Source organism: Verrucomicrobiota bacterium (assembly GCA_019247695.1).
Taxonomy (GTDB): domain Bacteria; phylum Verrucomicrobiota; class Verrucomicrobiia; order Chthoniobacterales; family JAFAMB01; genus JAFBAP01.
This window is the reverse complement of the sequence record JAFBAP010000044.1, coordinates 1-17,654: the sequence shown is the minus strand read 5'-3', so window position 1 is coordinate 17,654 and position 17,654 is coordinate 1. Positions and strand designations below refer to the sequence as shown.

The window sequence follows — 17,654 nt, the reverse complement described above, 5'->3', positions numbered from 1 at the left end:
TTAGCGGGTGCCAGCGACCTGGTAATCGGGGGCCTGACCTGAGGGCGGCTGAGCCGGTTCGCCGAGCTTGAGCTGGTAAAGCAGGCGTTTAATGAACATGGGCAGGAATGCGATCGTGGTCATACCCAGATTCACGAGGGTACCCGGTACCACTCGGGCGCGATCGCGGGATACGGCGTTCAACGCGTCGCGCACCACATCCTGCACGGGCACGGTAAAAATTTCCGGGGCAACTTTTAAATTGCCGCCCGGTCCGGTCCGGTTCGCGACGTCGGCAAATTCGGTCGGCACGGGTCCCGGGCAGAGTACGGTGACCGTTAGGTTGGAGTCCCGGAGTTCGGCGCGGAGAGCTTCGGTTAAACTGGTCACGTACGCTTTGGTGGCGGCGTAAGTGGCCATCTTCGGGACAGGAAGAAAGCTGGCCGTGGAACTGACGTTCAGGATCGCCCCGCAGCCGGCCCGCTGCATTTTAGGCAGGATCCGGTAGGTGAGGTAAGTCAACGCATGGATATTGACCTGGAGCATGGCGTCGATGCGCTCCCATTCGCTGTCGGCAAACAGGCCGTAATCACCCAGTCCGGCGTTATTGATCAACAGATCGATCGCAAGGCCGCTCTCATCCAACCAATCGCAGAAACGTTCAACCTCCGGGTGATCGCGCAAGTCGAGGGGCCGCAAGAAAATCTCCAGGTCCGGGTTGATGACTTTCAGCTCGAGCTCCAGCGTTTCAAGCCGGTCGGCGCGCCGCGCCACGAGTACCATCGTGCTTACGACGGGAGCCAACTGGCGGGCGAACTCCCGGCCGATTCCAGCCGACGCGCCGGTGATCAGCACGGTGCATTCGGCAAAGTAGCTGATGCTCATGACGCTCCCTAACCCGGATTAAATCGCGAGTCAATTCGGGCGGATTTCGTCGCAATGCGGCTAACTCGCCTGAAGCGCGTTTTGAGCTTGCGGCGCCCGGGTGAAACCGTTTTGATCCCTCGAACGACATTGTAATATGTTGGCTGTGCCGTTGGTGCTCAAGACGTACGAGATAATCGGCAACGAGTTGGCCTTGCAATGGCAGGACGGCTCGGAAAGCTACGTGTCGCTGCGTGACCTTCGTCTTGCCTGCCCCTGCGCGCTTTGCGCGGGTGAGCGCGACCTGCTCGGGCGGGAGTACCGGCAGCCTCGGGAATTGACCGAGCAAAGTTTTATCCTTAAAAAGTGCCAGCTTGTAGGGGGATACGCCCTGCAGCCCGCCTGGGGCGATGGCCATAACACGGGCATTTATTCATTTGCTTACCTGAAATCACTGGGCGGAACGGAGACATGACATCCCGGTTCAAAGCGATCCTGCTCAGCGGCACCCTTCTCATCTGCGCCGCGGGCACGATCGTCACCCGGTTTTGGCAGGATCAATTCGAGGCCACGGTCAAGCCCGCCGCTCTTTACACCGTAATTCTCGCTCAATACCATGAGTGTCGAGCCGATGATTTCCGGCAAGCCTACCAGGAATCGTCGAGTGCCGCTCAACAGCACCTCACCGTGGTTCAGTTCGAAACCAAGGTGCGTTCTCAATACGGGCGCATTAATTGTCCTGAAAAGATCGATTTCGGTGAAATCGCGCTGGAACGGCACCGGGCGTATGTGCGGGTTTATTACACCAGCAACACCCATCAGATCACCCCGGCGCTCTACACGCTGGTTTACGAGGCCGGGTGCTGGCGCGTGGAGAACTTCGAGATTTATGATACCTGGCCGGCGAGCCGGCAGCTGGCGGGCACGCGGATCTGAGGCCTGCAGCCCGTCGGAGCGGGCCACTGCCGCCCTTACAGGCGCGCGGCAATCATTTCTTTCAACCGCAGCATTCCTCGTCTGATCCTGGCTTTGACGGTCCCGAGCGGCTGATTCAGTTCCTGCGCGATCTCGTTTTGGGTTAAGCCGGAAAAAAAGGCGAGTTCAATGGCTTCACGTTGCTCTTTGGAAAGTTCCATGACGGCCGCCCGGATCAGGCGGCTTTTTTCCAGGATTTCGACCTCCTCTGAAGAATCCTTGATGGCAACCTGGTTGGTGATCGTGGTTTCCTTCTCAACCTGGCCTTGCAGCCGGTAACGACGCTGGGCCGAGCGCAGCCGGTCGATGGCTTTGTTACGAGTCAGCGTCATCGCCCAGGTGAGCGGTTTGCCCCGCGCGGCGTCATAAAGCCTGGCTTTGTCCCAGATCTGGACAAAGACCTCTTGCAGGACGTCCTCCGCTTCCCGGTGGTCGTTCAGGATTTGTAAAGCGGTTGAGAAGAGTACTCCGGAAAATCGGTCGTAGAGATCTTCGAAGCTTTTTCGATCACCTTGCCCGACTCGCTTCAGCAATTCGATTTCTGATTCTTGGTCGATCGAACTTTCGCCTGCCATCCGTCCGCTCGCTTACGTGCTCCTCGGCTGTTACGCTAGACGAAGCCGGGGGAATCGCAAATCAGTATCGGGTGCCGGGGGAACGCCGCAGATGCCGCAAGCCGAAAAATGCCGAAAATTAAGGAGGGGGGTAGCATTTTTCCGCTTGCGGCATTTGCGGCATTCTTTCTTTGCCTACCGGCAGGTGCGCTGCAAATTTTTCCTGACCACATCGAGGGTTCGTTCCAGGTCGGGCTTGGTATGCATCAGACAGAGGAACCCTGCTTCGAACTGTGAAGGGGCAAAATAAACGCCGTCATCCAGGCAGCCATGGAAAAAGCGCCGAAACGCCTCCAGGTCTGATTTCCTGGCGTCGGCAAGATTCCAGACCGGGCCAGCCGTGAAGTAGAGGCAGAACATGGAACCGATTCGATGAAACGTGAGCGGCAAATCGAGCGCGCCCAGCAGGTCACGCATGCCGTCCTCCATCTGGCGGCCGATTTGCTCGAGCCTGGCGTAGCCGTCGGTGCGTTCGAGTTCGCCCAGTTGCGCCAAGCCTGCGGCCATGGCCAAGGGATTTCCGGACAGCGTGCCGGCCTGGTAAACCGGGCCATCCGGCGAGAGTTGATCCATGATTTCGGTTCGGCCGCCAAAGGCGCCGATCGGCAGGCCGCCGCCCATAACCTTGCCGAAAGCCGTTAGGTCGGGCGACACGCCGCAGCGTTCCTGAAACCCTCCTTTAGCGAGACGGAACCCGGTCATCACCTCGTCAAAAATCAACAGCGCCCCGTGCCGGGTACAGAGCTCCCTGAGGCGCTCGAGAAATCCGGGACGCGGGAAGTAGAGTCCGGCATTGGCCGGCACCGGCTCGAGGATCACCCCGGCAATCTGGGCTCCCTCCTTGGCAAAAAGCGCTTCGACCGCACCCAGGTCATTGAACGGAAGCGTCACCGTGAGGGCGGCCAGCGCCGCAGGCACGCCCGCGCTGTCGGGGTACCCATGGGTGAGCGCTCCGCTGCCGGCTTTGACCAGCAAGGAATCGACGTGCCCATGGTAGCAACCTTCAAACTTAACGATGACGTCACGCCGGGTGAAACCGCGGGCGAGGCGGACGCACGACATGGTTGCCTCCGTACCGCTGTTCACCATCCGCACCTTTTGGACCGAAGGCACCCATCGCACGAGCAGTCGCGCCAACTCCACCTCATAGGGATTCGGGATGCCGAAACTTAAACCGTGAAGCGCAGCCTCGCGTACCGCCCCGACGACGGCCTCGGGCGCGTGACCGAGGATGGCCGGCCCCCATGTCCCGACGTAATCGATGTATTCCTTTCCATCGACGTCCCACAGGTGCGACCCTTTGGCGCGAGATACAAAAAACGGGCTGCCGCCTACGTTTCGAAACGCCCGGACCGGGGAATTGACCCCGCCTGGAATCAACCGCCTGGCTTCATCAAACAGGGATGCACTCGTCATCGTCGCCATGCCTAACCCTAAGGAAAAGCGTCGCTCCGGCAACCCGCGAGCCTCCGGGCCATGAATAGTTCGGAGTTCGGAGTTCGGCGGGCACGGCGGAGAAGGCGGCCACAACGACTGAGTTCACACGGCGAACACGGCGGACCACGGCGAACACGGCGGGAAGAGGAATGCCAGCAGGGAGGGCGGCCGGTCAGGCACGCCGGGAATCTACGCCGTCTCTGCCCCGGAGCGGCGAGCGTACTCGGCATTAACGTTCCAGGCTACCGCCGCTCCGGGGCAAAGACGGCGTAATTCTTGCCGGGAGCCGAATTCGGGGCCGAACGTCGGCTGCTGGGTAATTTTGTCTTCCCGCCGTGTTCGCCGTGTGAACCTCTGTCGTTGTGCCCGCCACACCCGCTGCGGCCGCCGTGTGACCGTGGATTACTCGGGGGCGAGGTCGCGGTAACTGATCGGTTTCAACGCGAGCGGCTTTTCCAGGCGCTCGGCCATGAATTGCAGGTCGTGCCGGGTCAGCAGCCAGCCGATTGCCGGCGGCAATAACAGCAGTCCTTGCGCCAAACCGGTAATCACCAGTCCGGCCAGGAAGCGGCTCGCGGAATGGGCCGGGTCATGGCTGATGTTGGCCGGGTAGGTAAATACCGTCACGATGCTGCCAACGGCGGCGACCCCGGCAAACGCGAGTGCCCACAACACCTTGGCCAGGATCGAGGTCCCGCCCTCCAGCCGGAGTTCCGAACCGTGATCGCGGGGACGTACGGTGCCGGTGAGAAAAGGCCGGAACCAGCACGCCGGGCTGCACAGCCATAACAACCAAGGCCCGGCGGGCCGCCGCTGCCAAATAAATCGATCTGCCGCCACCACCCGCCCAACCACGGGTAGTGTGCCGGGGAAGAACGTCGGGTTGGCCGGTTCGACCTCATCGGGATCACTGAGCGTTTGAATTTTGCCCAGCAGGTCAGCCGGGGGAAGGGGAGAGACAAAGGCTTTGAACATATCGCAACGGAACCGCCCCCCTCTGATGGCGCGGAGCGAAGCTGGTGTCAAGAATCAACCGGTGACGCTGCGGTCGAGACTTCCGGCTCATGGTAAACCGGGAAATTCACCGAGCGCGCCAGAAAGCAAAGTTCATGCGCCCGGTCATGCGCAAGTTCCGCTTTCTGCAGGTCGGATTCGGCGGTAATCACCATCCTTGGCCGCAGGGTCACCCGGGTAAACTGGCCGCCGCCATCCGGCATTTCCACCATTGCGCCATTCGCCCGATCTTCGTAGCTCAACACCGTGACGCCGGCCTCCGCGCAAAGGTGCAGAACCCAAAGCATGTGACACGCCGATAAGGCGCTTACCAATAGTTCTTCAGGGTTGTACCGGGTGACGTCGCCCCGAAAGGCCGGGTCTGAAGAGCCGGCTACCGGCAGACGCTTGCCCGGCGCACTGATTTCGTGGTCGCGGCTGTACCCGCTGTAACTGGGCGTACCCCGGCCGAGGTTACCGGTCCAGACAACGGTTGTTTCGTAGAGATGGGTTTTGTGGCGCATCGATCCCGACAATGCCACAGATGTCGCCGGCGGAAAATGACACCGGGTTTGCGGCATTTGTGGCATGCTCTGCGGTGGCTGGGATTGATTAACCGCCCTCAAGAAGCCGTCAAAAGGTGATGGCCGGCGCTGCGGATGCGGCATTTTCCGGCCCGCGTCGGCGAGTTGATCCCGGCCGGGAGGAAAGTTGTCCCCATCATCCCGGCGAACCGCGGCGAATGCCATGTGGAGATGATGATGTTAGACGTTCGGTGTGAATTCGGGGGCGGGTGGCGCCATGGCCGCCTCAGGGCGCAACGGCCGGAGGTGCCTGCGGCTCAGCGCGCCCTATGCCGCAGTGCCCGGTTTCCTCTCGAGACGGCATCGCGGGTCCGGACCGGTTAATGCACGCGGAGGGTTTTAAGTTACGGGTCCTGCCAAGCTCCATCGGCATGTCTAATCTGCGGTCGGGAAAGGATTGTAAAAGACGCGTTGATCATGCGACTCGGCAAGGCCCGCTCAGGACGACGGACCCGGACGCAAAAGTACCCGGTCCGGCCAGAAGGAAAGTGGCGCGAACCCGATCTCGTTCGAGAACCTTGCGTGCGTTAGGGACCGCACTCGCTTGGCTCGCGATCTGTTGCGTCACTCCCGTAGCCCGTGCACAGCCCGCGTCGGAAATGATGGGCCAGGCGAAGCAGGCCATGATTGAAGTGGATGCACTCGACGCGCAAGGGGACCTGCTGAAAACCGGAAGCGCCTTCTTTGTGGACGGTCATGGCTGGGCGGTCACCAACCAGCACGTGGTTCAAGGTGCGGCTCGCGTCGTCGGGGTGAGCGGCAGCGGAGAACATTACCGCTGCGAACGAGTGTTTTACGCCCCCTCGGGGCTGGACCTTGCGGTTCTGAAGTTTACCGGCGTGCAGAAGGCTCATCTGGCGCTGGGTTCTTCACAAGCCGCCATCGAAGGCGAGCGGGTTTGGATCATCGGTAATCCGGGCGGTCTGCCGGGCACCGACTCGGCGGGCGAGATCTCCGCATTCCTCAATCACGGCCAGTTAATTCAAATCACCGGCCCGCTGTGGCCGGGTTCCAGCGGTTCACCGGTCCTGGATCAAAGCGGCAAGGTTATCGCGGTGGCGGTCGGCCAGCAACTCGACGGTCAAACCCTGAACTTTGCAATTCCGGCGGAATTCGTGAGTGCGGCACTTTCCGCGGCCCACGCTCAGAACGAAGGCACCCCGCCCGCGGCCGCCCCTCCCGTTTCTTCCACGTCGCCGGCCTCGACACCGCCGGCTGCCGCTGCCTCCGCGCGGCCGGCCTCAACACCGCTGGCTGCCGCTGAAACCCCGGACCGCGCTTCCACTCCCACCCCGACCCCTGAACCCAAAGTCGCGCAGGACCGCATTGGCCGATTCCTGGAGGAGTTTATGCGCTCGTGGAATTCCGGAACGGGGATTTCGGATGTCGATTTCTATGCGGACCGAGCGCGCTACGACGGCCGGAAAGTGCCCCGGTCAGTGATTGCCCGGCAAGAAGCGGCTTACAACGCCCGCTGGCCGAAACGGCGTTTCTGGCTGATCGGCGCGCCGACGGTTGAGCCCGTGGACGGCTCCGTTCAACGGGTTCGATTGCGGGCCGGCTTCGCGGTAGGGGACGGCAAGCGTTACGTCACGGGTGAGGCCACCTATCAGATCGACCTTGAGGCGACGGGAGACAAGTTTCAGGTCGTCGGGCTCGACGAACAGATCACCAGGCGCGATTCCTCCTCGCGCACCAGGCGATAGGCGGCTTTGAACCGGGTTGCCTGCCGGCACTCCCTGCTGCAGTGGGCCAAGCCGGCCGGGCCGTCCTGAACCCGCCTCGTCGAGGGCCGCTTCAAGGCGCCGGGTGCAAAAAATGCACCCGGCGCCTTTTCCGCCGTGCCGTTATCGTCAGATGCGGCCCTCGATTTACCCGGACGGCTGACCGCGTCCGGACTTTAGGCGCCCTTGCTTGACCAAGCGCGTATTTTTAACGTTCAGGAACGCCCGCGGCGCTTTGATCGCCATTCGCGACGGCATGGGCACGCGGTACGCGCCAAAGCCGGTGCCCGGAACAGAACAGCATCGCCGCTATGACCGGGATTAACACCAGGCCGGGATTGGCCTCGGGCACCACCGGAACCGGTGCGTTCTGACCACCCGGATTACCGTGGGGAGTATGTCCCGTCGGGACCGTCACGCTCACCTGCGCCGGGCGGTTCCCCGGATCTGAATTCAAACCGGCGTGCTCCGATGAAAGGTAAAGCAAGGCGGCAGTACCGCCGCAAAGGGTGACGACGACGACCGTCCAGGCCGTGGCGGAAAGTTTTAGGAGTAGTGTGATCAAAGGTTGCATCATGGGTTGGTCGCACCCGGTCGAAATGTCACTCAAAACGCACTTGATTGCTTCTGTTGAATTCTATGGAAATTAGAAACGGCCAGGAAGAACTACCACGCTGCGAACAGCAGTTTTTGCCGGCGCGGGCTGCTGAGACCGACCCATCCCGGCGGCCGTGAGGCGACCCTTTTCGGGGCGCACACGTCGGGTCAGGTGCTGATTTTCGATAAAGACCGCCGGCTCGTGTTCAAGGGCGGCATCACCGAATCGCGTGCCCACGAGGGTGACAACGATAACCTTGCACGCGCGATCGCGGCGTTTGGCGCACAGGACGCGCAGGTGAAATCAGCCCCGGTTTACGGGTGCAGCCTGCGCTGAACAAACGCCCCGCTTGCAACGACCATGAGCCTCCTCGAGCACTGCGCCCCCCTCAACGCGGACCTGTCCCCCTCGGACCACGTCCCCCTCAACGCGGACCTGTCCCCCTCGGAAGGCGATCATTCCGACTCGGCCGATGCGCTCTTTCGAAACGAGGAGTTGCAGATTCGCATTCGAACCGATCAGCGTTTCTTTTGGCTGTTCTGGCTGCAATGGATTGGCGGCATCATCCTCTGCTGCCTGGTATCGCCGCTGAGCTGGCAGGGTACCCGGGCCTCCCTCCACGAACATCTGCTGGCGGCGGTCGGTTTAGGCGGGTTGATCATCAGCTTCCCCCTGATCCTCATCCGCCTTAGGCCGGGCCATTGGCTCACCCGGCACACCGTGGCCGTTGCTCAGATGCTTTCAGGAGCCCTGTTGATTCACCTCACGGGGGGCCGGGTGGAGACCCATTTCCATGTGTTTGGGTCATTGGCGTTCTTATCCTTTTACCGTGACTGCCGGGTATTGATCACGGCAACGGTCGTCGTGGGGCTCGACCATTGGCTTCGTTCCATGTTCTGGCCGGAATCAGTCTTTGGGGTGGCCACCGGGAGTTTGGGGCGGGTGCTGGAGCATATCGGCTGGGTGCTGTTCGAAAACGCTTTCCTTTGGTGGTCGATCGTCTTCAACCGCCGCGAAAGCCGGCACAAAGCCCGCGCCATCCTGCTGCGCCAGGCCATTCAGCGCCGCACGTTGGGCCTCCTCAACGCCACCCACGACGGCGTGTTCATGTGCGATGCGCGCACCCTGCGTTTTTTTTACGTGAATGAAGGGGCGGCTCGGCTCCTCGGCTACACGCGCGAGGAGTTGTTGCGGATGGGGCCGCCGGACCTTTATACAGCGTTTGATGAGGCGCAATACCGCACGAGAATCGCTCCACTGCTTGAGGGCAGGTGCGAGGTCCGGTCGTTTCGCGCCGTCTATCGGCGCAAGGAGGGCGGGGACGTGCCGGTGGAAGTTGTCCTGCAATCCAGCGAGACCGATGCGGGCGGGCGGGCGCTCGTCGCTATCGTGCGAGACGCCACCGAGCGCTGGCAAGCCGAGGAGGCCCGGCGCCTTTATCAGGAGCGGCTCGAGGATCAGGTGCGCCAACGCACGGCGGAACTCGAGACGGCGAACGAGCAACTACGCGCCGAAATCGCTGAACGGAAGCGAGTCGAAAGCGCGCTGGTCGAGGCCAAGGAAGCGGCCGAAGCGGCAACCCGCGCCAAGGGCGAATTTTTGGCCAACATGAGCCATGAGATCCGTACGCCCATGAACGGCGTACTCGTTATGACCGGCCTGCTGCTCGACACCGAATTGAACGATGAGCAGCGCGGATTCGCCCGTATCATTCGCTCCAGTGTCGAGTCGTTGCTGACCATCATCAACGACATCCTGGATTTCTCGAAGATCGAGGCCGGTAAACTACGCTTCGAAGAGCTTGATTTCGATTTGTGCGAGACCGTCGAAAGCACCCTGGAGATGTTGGCGGGGGCGGCGCAAGCAAAGGGGTTGGAACTGGCGGGTATGGTCGAGCCCGCGGTGCCCGCCCGGCTGCGCGGCGACCCGGGCCGCCTCCGGCAGGTGCTGACCAACTTGGTAAGCAACGCAGTCAAGTTCACCGAGACGGGCCAGGTAATCGTGCGCGTCTCGCGCGAGAGCGAGGCGCCAACGCACGCCATCTTGCATTTCAGCGTGCAGGACACCGGGATCGGGATCGCGCCGGACCGCCACGATCGCCTGTTCCAGGCCTTTAGCCAGGCCGATGCGTCAACCACCCGCAAATACGGCGGGACCGGCTTAGGGCTAATGATTGCGAAGGAGTTGGTGACGGTGATGCATGGTCAGATCGGTATGCGCAGCGACCCGGGCAAAGGTTCTACCTTCTGGTTTACCGCTCGTTTCGAAAAAGCAGACCCCGACGGATGTTCCTCCGTTCGGACGCTTGCACCTCGCGGGTTCTCCGATTTACGGGTTCTCGTGGTCGCCGACGCTCCCGCCGTCCGAACCATCCTGTGCCAGCAGGTCAGCGGCTCGAAACTGACGGCGGAGAGCGCAGACGGCCGGGTTGAAGCGTTGAAACTTTTAAGGGCTGCGGCGGCTGCCGGCAAACCGTACCATGCCGCGTTGCTGGACCTGCAGATGCCCGGGATGGAAAGCCTGGCGCTTGTCCGTTTGATCAGGTCCGATCCGGCAATCCGGTGGCGGTATTGCAGCGTTGGGTGGCCGGGGAGGCCGCACCTGAGCCGTGAGGCGGGTGTCGGGTGTCGGGCGTTAAATTAAAGGGGAATGCTGTCCGGCAACCTTGCCCCTCGGCCATGCTGCGACGCCGTTTACGGACCGCTTGCTCTTTCGGCGCGGATTTGCCGGACCAGGGCGGCGGGCGTCAGGTAAGGCAGCACGACGGTGGCCACCAGCAAGGGACCGAGGATGGCTTCGGCCCCATCGACAGCAAGATCCCCCGCGATGCCGGCCACCGGCAGGATGAATGCCAGGACGCCTTCCAACGGGATCTGCAGCACTTCGACCCCGCCCACGACCGCGGCACCGATGCCTAAGGCCATCAGTTTAGCCCGCAGCGAGACGCGCCGATCACGCAGGAGCGCGTAACCTAAGGGAATATCCATACGGTTATTACTATATTTCGCTCAGCCCGTATCGTCGCTCAAGCGGGCAGAGTGCAGTGGCCGCCGGGGCCGCGCAGATCCTGACGTTCAACGTTCGGAATTTGCGCCAGCACGCAGGCGAGTTCCCGGTCTACGCGCAGCGCAACGGGGCCGAGCGGTTGTGCTACCGCATCGATCACCGGGCGCTTTCCTCGATTGACCTTCTTTCTTAAGTCAGTCCTGTATGATTGAGCAAAGGCGATCTGCCGCGGAGAAAATGCGTCGGGTTTTCCTCAATTACACTCAGGGGAGGCGTTCATCAACGAACCAGATCGACCATGCGCCTTAAAACCTTCTCGTGATAGTCAGTAATAGACAACTGCTTACCGTCATCTTTAATGATGAGGTCGTAAGCCGCCTTTCCCTTCTCGACCTCCGTGCGGTTAGCCACCCGAAACACAACTTGAAATTTGGCACGATACGCGACGTACGGTTTTCCCTCACGGGTCAGCAACGGGCTGCCTAATATCTGGTAGGTACGGATGGGCCATTTCCGCTCGAATGCATCGCTCTCTCGTGCAATCGCCTGACCCGTTGCTAACGATCCATTGTAGTTTACGGTCTCTGCAAAGTAGCCGGCGGCGCAGCAGGCGTACGGAGAGTTCAATGAGGCGATAAAATCCGAAATGAACCTTTCAATTTGCGATCGCCATTCCTCGTCGGCCGCGGTAAGCTTTGCCGTGATGTTGGGTGAAACGGCGTCCGGTAGGTCCTGTCGCGCTTCGCCGGCGTAAACTTCACCATCGTCTGGAGGCGCATTGGATGATTGTTGGACTTCCGGTGCGTTCAAGGCTGCAATGACCTGCTCCACAGGGATCGCTAAATTGAGGTCCTGACCACTAACGACGTGCGATGCCGCCACTCCGATCACGTTGCCTGCCTCGTCCAACACCGGAGACCCGCTGGATTCGGGCCAAACGGGCGACTTGGCCAAGCACCGCCTTACCAAATTACGATTGCGTCAACCATGAAACACCAACCCGTCGCCTGACCTTCAGTTCGAAGTACCCGTTAATCGTAAGTCCGCCAACGCTCAAGAAACGCTGCGCTCCGTTGAGCCACCGATCCAGCATCTCAGTTCTTACGACGCGTTATGCGAATCAGGTCTCCTATCGTAAACCTATGACTTCACAAGCCAGGGAGCCCCATACCGTCAAAAGCGGGGATCCAAGGTTTCGCACCGCACCAACGGTGTGTTGAGCATAGAACTTATTGTTCCTTTTTGCGGTCCACCTCAAAACCTGTGCCACCGCCTTTTGCCTCTTTCCCAACGGTCGCCGCAGGTGTTGAATCTGCTCTTGCCGATGAGGAAATACCGGCCCTCGCCTCCATTTCTTCGGGAGTGCTGCTTCGGGTTAGTATCGACGCGAGATAGTTGTCCGGTTGTAGTCCCTTGCTGGTCCAGTTAATTCGCTCGGGGTGTTCGAAACGGGAGAAAAGCATCCGCTTGATCTTTGATCGTGGAACCTCCGCCCGCCCGTACCCTCCGTTTTTGTTGGACGACCAATATTGAACGAATTCGATACCGTCGCGCTTGGACTTTCCGAGGAACACGACGGAATGGCCAAACTCCTTCGCGCCAATTTGATCATTCCAGAAGAGTTTCAAGAAGTCCCCGGCTTGGGCGTCTTCGATGTTCGTGAAATTGCGCCCGAGCTGCAGTTCCTTGAACAGACAAGCCGTTCCGGGGCCGTTTGCGTTCCACCTGCCCCAGACGCCAACGCCGTCGTGCTGGCCGCGCACCAGCAACTGTTCAGCCACGCCCGGTCCAAAACGGATTTGACCCTGTTTATTCAGCTCGTCGAGCGCCGATACAAACACCAAGTAAGTTGCGGCTGAGCAGAAGCTCGGTTTCGCGACGCCAGCATCTATCGTCAGGTGGTCACCGTCCGTTTTAATCGCATCCTCCAGCTTCTGAATGCTCTCGGAAGAGGCGCGATAGTCTCCTCCTTGCGGCATCTTGTTGAGTAACGATACAATGAGTCTATTTACGGCGAGCCTGGGTAATGCCTCGCCACTGTCCTGCCGCTGACCCCTAGGCTGGAAAGAATCGGCGGCGCGGTCATTTGGCTGCGCAAGCGCGTTGCGCAACGAAATCGCAGCAGCGTCGGCCGGAGGGGAGGACAATGCCCCCCCAGACTCAGAAAAAGGCTGTTTGCCCGGCGTTGCACGAACGGCCGACGGCGTCGGCCCGTTCTCCCACGTTACGTGCACTGACGGCGGTGAACCATCGTCGACCGGCAGCAACGGTGATGTCGCACGCGTAGGGACAAGCTTGAGCTTCACCTGCTGGGAACTCGCAGTGCCCTTCCCTGGAACACCCGCTTTTGGCGACGGACGTTCCGGCGGCCCCGGCGCGTTCGTTTCCGTTCTCGCATCCGGGGTGTTTTCAACCTCTGATGAGGTCCCTGCCTGACCCACCCGTACTTCTTGAGCCGCAGAAGACGAAACCGCGATGAATAGGGTGGTCGCGATCACCGCGCACGCTGAGTCGATGCGGAACGTTTTCTTATTGACGGTTGACTTTTTCGTCATACGCGGTGATGAACCAACGGCCAGAGATCTGCTGTAAGGTCAGCAAAACGCGGCAGACGCCCGCTGCCGACTTATGGCCGGCATAGGCGTAGTTAAAGGCATAGCCGACGCGAGCGAGGCTGCCGCCGGGTTGCGCGTCGATGGTGAGCCCGTAGAAGCGGTATTGGCGGATCGGGTACCGCTTCACGAGCTTCGCACGATCCTGTTCTACAAAACGCTGGTCCGCCCATTGACCGCCGCCGTAGTAGCAGTAATTGGTTCGGGGGGCGAAGGCCGACGCCCAATCGCTTGCATCATTGCTCTCGTGGTGATTCCAAAAGCTTTGCACGAATTCCCGCACGCTGGCGCTCAGATCGGGTTGCCTTGGCGGCGGAGGGTTCGATGGGCTGAGGGTGCTCCCGACGCTTGGCGCCGCGCTTTGGTCAGAGGACATTGACGCCAGGGACGGCGGCGTCGCGACCACAGACGCGCTTAACGCGCTCGCAACTTGTTCGGATGGGATCGCGAAATTGAGGTTTTGGCCGTCCGTCTCAATGAGCGTCGCAACCCCAATGACTTCCCCGTTTTCGTTCATCACGGGAGAGCCGCTGGAACCGGGAGAGATCGGTGCCGTGATCTGAATCAGGGAACGGTTGTCGCGAAAGGAGGAGATGATCCCATCGGACACCGTGCCCTGAAGGCCCCGCGGGTTCCCGACCACCAGTACCTTTTGGCCTTCGACGGCGTCCGCCGATCGTCCCAGCTTGAGAAACGGCGCATCCGTCGCCAGGAACTTTAGGACGGCTAAGTCGACGCCGGCAGGCTGCGCGACCACTTTTTGGAAGAGGAATAGGGCACCGGCATTACTGAGGGCGGTGATATGGCTCGCGCCTTGGATAACGTGAAAGTTGGTCACCACGAGGCCGTCCGGGGAAATAAAAAACCCCGTCCCGAATTCGATCCGAGAATAATTTTGGTCCAAGGCGATAACCTGCACGATCGCGGGCTTGGTCTTTGCCACGAGCTGGGGGATCGTGTCCGCACGTGCGGTCGTACCCAAGATGGACAGGATGCCTATGCAAACGAGGGTGCGATAGGAACGGAGCGCGCCGATACGGCATGTTTTCCCGTTCGCCTTTTGAGGATACCGCGTACTGCTCACTCTCTGGTCGGTTCGGCTTCGGATTTGTTAAAGAAGTATGGAGTAGACTCGGGTAGGTACGGCATCCATCCTGGATGCTTTAGACCGGCCAAAAGGAAAATCCACGATACTGTCGACGAATACCGAGTGTTCCGGCTATGCCTCCAGGAGGTTGATGTAATAGGAGATACAGCTACCTTTACCTTTTCGGCTGCTGCTGTTGTTGTTCCTTACGAACCCGCAAACAATCCTAAGGAGACGAGACTCTATCACCTGTATAACTTGGCTTGGTTTTTTCGTCGCCGGTTGCTGGAACGAGAGTTAACCAAGCTCGAGTGGGAGCTGGATAACAATCCTCCCAAGGAAGAAAACTTAAGAAAAATTATTCGGGAAATTGGCAACGATTTTACGACCTTGCTGGCGGACGCGCAAGTCCGAGGAATGGAGCAGGCGGCGGCGGTTATTCAGTCTTTCGATTCTCATTCTCCCTTGCGAGAGGAGGTCAGGACAAAGCTTTTCGAAGAATGGCCAAAATTGTATAGTGAATTGATCGATTATCTTAAGGCAGGGGCACCGGCCGCTGAGCGGATCAAGGAGACACTTGAGAAGATGAAGCCAATCAATCGGTTTTTTCTAAAAGTGTCTATTCGGCAGCTGAATAAATATCTCGTCGATTGAACGACACAGCCGCCGGCAAACGCGGTGCCCGTGCAAAAGTTACACAAGGTAATGGCGCGAAGCCGCCTTCTGCCAGACAGCGGAGTCTGTGCGGGAACAATCAGTCTCCGAGATCCACAAGAACAGATTGCCACTGATTGTATCGAAGCCTACGAGCGCGCTTCCGGGTCGACCTCGGCGTGCACCGGGGCGGTTTGGGTTGGCTGGCTCACTCCCCTCCGAGGCCTTCGAACAGGGTCCCCAGGTCGATGATGACGTCCGGGTACGCCCGGGGGCTCAAGGCGCCCTCGCTAAAGGCTTCGGCCCGGTAGTCGGGCAAAAGGTGGCGCAGGACGCAGCGCCCCCGCACGTCCGCGACCCAGTACTCCGGAACGCCCGCCGCCCGGTAAGCCTGAAGCTTTTCGCCCGTATCGCGATCGAAGGTCGTGTCCGAAACCTCGATGACCAGCTTTGCGGTCGCGGCGGGCGGGTTTTCCCGACCCCGGCGTTTGCGGTCCAGCAGGGACAGGTCAGGCAAAAGTTCGGTCGTTTCGTTGAGCCAAAGGCCCCCGGACGAAACGTGGAGGCCGGGCCGCGCCTGACGGCTGAATTGCGCGTTGAGTTCGTCCAGGACGACGGCGTGCGGGTTGCCGGGGATGGGCATGACAAGAATCCGACCGTCGAGCAGTTCGTAGCGGTAGCCCGGGTCCAGGACCGGTTCCAGGGCATGGAACTCCCGCACCGTGAGTTTGCGGACTTCGACCGTTTCGGGGAGGCTCATCCGGCTTTCTCGGCAATCCAGGCTTCCATCAGCGCCTCGCGGCTCATCCCCTGCTTGACCGCTTGCTGTTCGACCTTCAGCAGGACGTTCCAGGGAAGCGTTAGCTGCACGGGGAGCGGCTCCTCACCGGGCCGGAACGTCCTGGACCGGTCAATGTACTCCGAAAGGTCTTCGCCGGAATCAACCAGGGCCGCGAGTTCTTCCTCGGTCATCGCCTTGGGCTTTTGGGTAGTCGTCTCGCTCATTAGATTTTGCCCTCCTCACGGAGATCAGGCGGATTTTTTGGCCCCGCAAGGTGTAAACCGCCAACCAGACTTTCTCGTTCCATTGGGCGATCAGCGCAAACCTTGGTTCATTTTGGTAGCGCAACGCTTTTACGACGGCCTTGAGGTCATTCCAGAGGGCTTTGGCCTGTTCAAAGTCGATTCCATGCATTTGTGCGTTGGCGCGGCTCTTGGCGGGGTCGTATTCGAACTCCACTTTTCAGGGTTGCCCCTCTACGATATCCGGAACGTGCTGCTTGGCCGAGCGTTCTGCTTTGTCCTTGGCTTCCTTCGGGCGTAACCATCCATTTCCCAAACCAGCGGCGGCCAGCCCTACGGCCGGATCTGCCGCATTTGCAGCAGATAGCCCGCGTCGGCTGTGCGGCTGATCTCGAAGCGCTACGGGCCGCACTCAGCGAAGTAAAGGCCGCCGGGTGCCGGCGCGGTCTGGGTCCAGGTCAGCCTTTCGGCATCGTTGTACCGGGCCAGGTCCTCGGGAGCTGGAAGCGGGCCGCGATGGGCAGGGGCGGCAGCGATCAACCGCGGGCGCAGCTGCCCACTTGAGGGCGCAACGCGTTCTGCAATTTGGTTCCCACTTTCTTGATGCGGGACCGGTTCTTCCGGCCGTTCTTCAGGCGAGGCCAACTTACTTGAAGCAGAAGCTTAGTTGATCAGGCACGTCCCCACAAACCTCGCGGGCCGCCGTACGTAAGTCCTGCCCAACTTGTCGGAAATCTTTCCGCATCGCCTCCACGTCATTTCGCGTAAATTCCGCAGATCTAGGAAAGGCCCGTCCAGAGACGTTTACGATTGAGCCAAAATCTCGTAGGAACGCTTTAACGTGGGAACTCATTGGTGTCGGGTATTTGTATGACAACGTCTCCCAGATCTTTTACGGACGCAGCATCAGCAAATCAAGGCCAGCCTGCACGTGGCTCGCAAAAATGCGACAATCTTACCGATTCTACGCTGAGCCGGTGGCGGCAAGGAGGCAGGGGCGCTCACCTTAGCTCCTGCCGTCATGTCGGCGGCCGGGGCTTAGCGCTTGGTCGGCGGCGTCTTTCGCTTCCGCTTGGGCGGTTTGGGTTCCTGGAGATGCCCAACCCGCGTGACGTGTAGGCCGCTCACTATCGAGAAGGTGTCATCGTCGTTGAGCAGGGCCACGCGTCCCTGGCCGGTCTCGCTCCAGGCCACGTGGTCCGGGGTCCGTACCGTAATGACTTCGCCGCTAGACAGCTCTATCTGAAAGGGCTCGAAGGGTTGCGCGTATTTAAATTTGCGGATCTGGTCGATCATAATCCCCACCCCGGGTTCAGGTCCTTCAGCGTCCTTCGAAACAATTCATCCAGCAACTCCACCAGGATCCGGCGCTCCGGGAACCGTTGTGGCCGATCTGCGACGTACCCGAAACTGGGCGTCATGTTATCACTTCTGTTATCACTTTCGATCCTCGAGACCGGATTTCTTGCGTAATTTCCTCAGGATCAGGGGAGAGAGGCGGGGA

The 17,654-nt window shown here is 60.3% G+C and carries 20 protein-coding genes; 6 read left to right on the top strand and 14 right to left on the bottom strand.

What is annotated here, in order from left to right:
- The gene (locus JO015_04710; protein MBV9998399.1) at nt 1–864 is read right to left on the bottom strand and encodes an SDR family oxidoreductase; all 864 of its coding nucleotides are present in this window, start codon (nt 862–864) and stop codon (nt 1–3) included.
- A 136-nt stretch (nt 865–1,000) separates the two neighbouring features.
- Here JO015_04710 and JO015_04705 point away from each other — a divergent pair, with 136 nt between their 5' ends.
- Both JO015_04705 and JO015_04700 read left to right on the top strand, forming a co-directional pair.
- Nucleotides 1,001–1,318, top strand: coding sequence for a DUF971 domain-containing protein (locus tag JO015_04705; GenBank protein MBV9998398.1), 318 nt, complete (start codon nt 1,001–1,003; stop codon nt 1,316–1,318).
- Nucleotides 1,315–1,779 (top strand): DUF4864 domain-containing protein, encoded by a 465-nt coding sequence (locus JO015_04700; protein MBV9998397.1) that lies wholly within the window; start codon nt 1,315–1,317, stop codon nt 1,777–1,779. Before JO015_04705 ends, JO015_04700 begins: the two co-directional genes overlap by 4 nt.
- A 35-nt stretch (nt 1,780–1,814) precedes the next feature.
- On the opposite strand, the gene JO015_04695 is transcribed toward JO015_04700, so the two are convergent.
- The 4 genes from JO015_04695 to JO015_04680 form a co-directional block, all read right to left on the bottom strand.
- Nucleotides 1,815–2,393 (bottom strand): sigma-70 family RNA polymerase sigma factor, encoded by a 579-nt coding sequence (locus JO015_04695; protein MBV9998396.1) that lies wholly within the window; start codon nt 2,391–2,393, stop codon nt 1,815–1,817.
- Between the two features lie 174 nt (nt 2,394–2,567).
- On the bottom strand, nt 2,568–3,857 hold the full coding sequence (gene hemL, locus JO015_04690; GenBank protein ID MBV9998395.1) for a glutamate-1-semialdehyde 2,1-aminomutase: 1,290 nt from the start codon (nt 3,855–3,857) through the stop codon (nt 2,568–2,570).
- A 414-nt stretch (nt 3,858–4,271) separates the two neighbouring features.
- Nucleotides 4,272–4,844 carry a hypothetical protein gene (locus JO015_04685; GenBank protein MBV9998394.1) on the bottom strand — a complete coding sequence of 191 codons (573 nt, stop codon included), beginning with the start codon at nt 4,842–4,844 and terminating at the stop codon, nt 4,272–4,274.
- Between the two features lie 47 nt (nt 4,845–4,891).
- A complete protein-coding gene (locus tag JO015_04680; GenBank protein ID MBV9998393.1) occupies nt 4,892–5,386 on the bottom strand; it encodes an OsmC family protein in 495 nt (164 codons plus the stop codon).
- A 683-nt stretch (nt 5,387–6,069) separates the two neighbouring features.
- Here JO015_04680 and JO015_04675 point away from each other — a divergent pair.
- Complete coding sequence (locus JO015_04675; GenBank protein ID MBV9998392.1) at nt 6,070–7,152, top strand: trypsin-like peptidase domain-containing protein; 1,083 nt, start codon at nt 6,070–6,072, stop codon at nt 7,150–7,152.
- A gap of 226 nt (nt 7,153–7,378) precedes the next feature.
- On the opposite strand, the gene JO015_04670 is transcribed toward JO015_04675, so the two are convergent.
- Nucleotides 7,379–7,735, bottom strand: coding sequence for a hypothetical protein (locus tag JO015_04670; protein MBV9998391.1), 357 nt, complete (start codon nt 7,733–7,735; stop codon nt 7,379–7,381).
- Between the two features lie 204 nt (nt 7,736–7,939).
- On the opposite strand from JO015_04670, the gene JO015_04665 reads away from it, so the two are divergent.
- On the top strand, nt 7,940–8,104 hold the full coding sequence (locus JO015_04665; GenBank protein ID MBV9998390.1) for a hypothetical protein: 165 nt from the start codon (nt 7,940–7,942) through the stop codon (nt 8,102–8,104).
- 24 nt (nt 8,105–8,128) lie between these two features.
- The gene (locus JO015_04660) at nt 8,129–10,411 is read left to right on the top strand and encodes a PAS domain S-box protein (protein ID MBV9998389.1); all 2,283 of its coding nucleotides are present in this window, start codon (nt 8,129–8,131) and stop codon (nt 10,409–10,411) included.
- Between the two features lie 50 nt (nt 10,412–10,461).
- Here JO015_04660 and JO015_04655 read toward each other — a convergent pair whose 3' ends face one another.
- The 4 genes from JO015_04655 to JO015_04640 form a co-directional block, all read right to left on the bottom strand.
- The gene (locus JO015_04655) at nt 10,462–10,755 is read right to left on the bottom strand and encodes a hypothetical protein (protein MBV9998388.1); all 294 of its coding nucleotides are present in this window, start codon (nt 10,753–10,755) and stop codon (nt 10,462–10,464) included.
- Between the two features lie 298 nt (nt 10,756–11,053).
- Nucleotides 11,054–11,683, bottom strand: a complete 630-nt coding sequence (locus JO015_04650) for a hypothetical protein (GenBank protein ID MBV9998387.1) — start codon at nt 11,681–11,683, stop codon at nt 11,054–11,056.
- A gap of 320 nt (nt 11,684–12,003) precedes the next feature.
- Nucleotides 12,004–13,329: a hypothetical protein gene (locus tag JO015_04645; protein ID MBV9998386.1), complete on the bottom strand. Its 1,326-nt coding sequence runs from the start codon at nt 13,327–13,329 to the stop codon at nt 12,004–12,006.
- Nucleotides 13,304–14,368, bottom strand: coding sequence for a serine protease (locus JO015_04640; GenBank protein MBV9998385.1), 1,065 nt, complete (start codon nt 14,366–14,368; stop codon nt 13,304–13,306). Before JO015_04640 ends, JO015_04645 begins: the two co-directional genes overlap by 26 nt.
- A gap of 363 nt (nt 14,369–14,731) precedes the next feature.
- Here JO015_04640 and JO015_04635 point away from each other — a divergent pair, with 363 nt between their 5' ends.
- Nucleotides 14,732–15,127: a hypothetical protein gene (locus tag JO015_04635; protein MBV9998384.1), complete on the top strand. Its 396-nt coding sequence runs from the start codon at nt 14,732–14,734 to the stop codon at nt 15,125–15,127.
- A gap of 208 nt (nt 15,128–15,335) precedes the next feature.
- Here the strand turns inward: JO015_04635 and JO015_04630 are convergent, their stop codons facing one another.
- The 4 genes from JO015_04630 to JO015_04615 form a co-directional block, all read right to left on the bottom strand.
- Nucleotides 15,336–15,887 (bottom strand): Uma2 family endonuclease, encoded by a 552-nt coding sequence (locus JO015_04630; protein MBV9998383.1) that lies wholly within the window; start codon nt 15,885–15,887, stop codon nt 15,336–15,338.
- On the bottom strand, nt 15,884–16,132 hold the full coding sequence (locus JO015_04625) for a CopG family transcriptional regulator (GenBank protein MBV9998382.1): 249 nt from the start codon (nt 16,130–16,132) through the stop codon (nt 15,884–15,886). Before JO015_04625 ends, JO015_04630 begins: the two co-directional genes overlap by 4 nt.
- The gene (locus tag JO015_04620) at nt 16,068–16,367 is read right to left on the bottom strand and encodes a BrnT family toxin (protein MBV9998381.1); all 300 of its coding nucleotides are present in this window, start codon (nt 16,365–16,367) and stop codon (nt 16,068–16,070) included. Before JO015_04620 ends, JO015_04625 begins: the two co-directional genes overlap by 65 nt.
- Before the next feature lie 821 nt (nt 16,368–17,188).
- On the bottom strand, nt 17,189–17,446 hold the full coding sequence (locus JO015_04615; protein ID MBV9998380.1) for a hypothetical protein: 258 nt from the start codon (nt 17,444–17,446) through the stop codon (nt 17,189–17,191).
- Between the last annotated feature and the right edge of the window lie 208 nt (nt 17,447–17,654).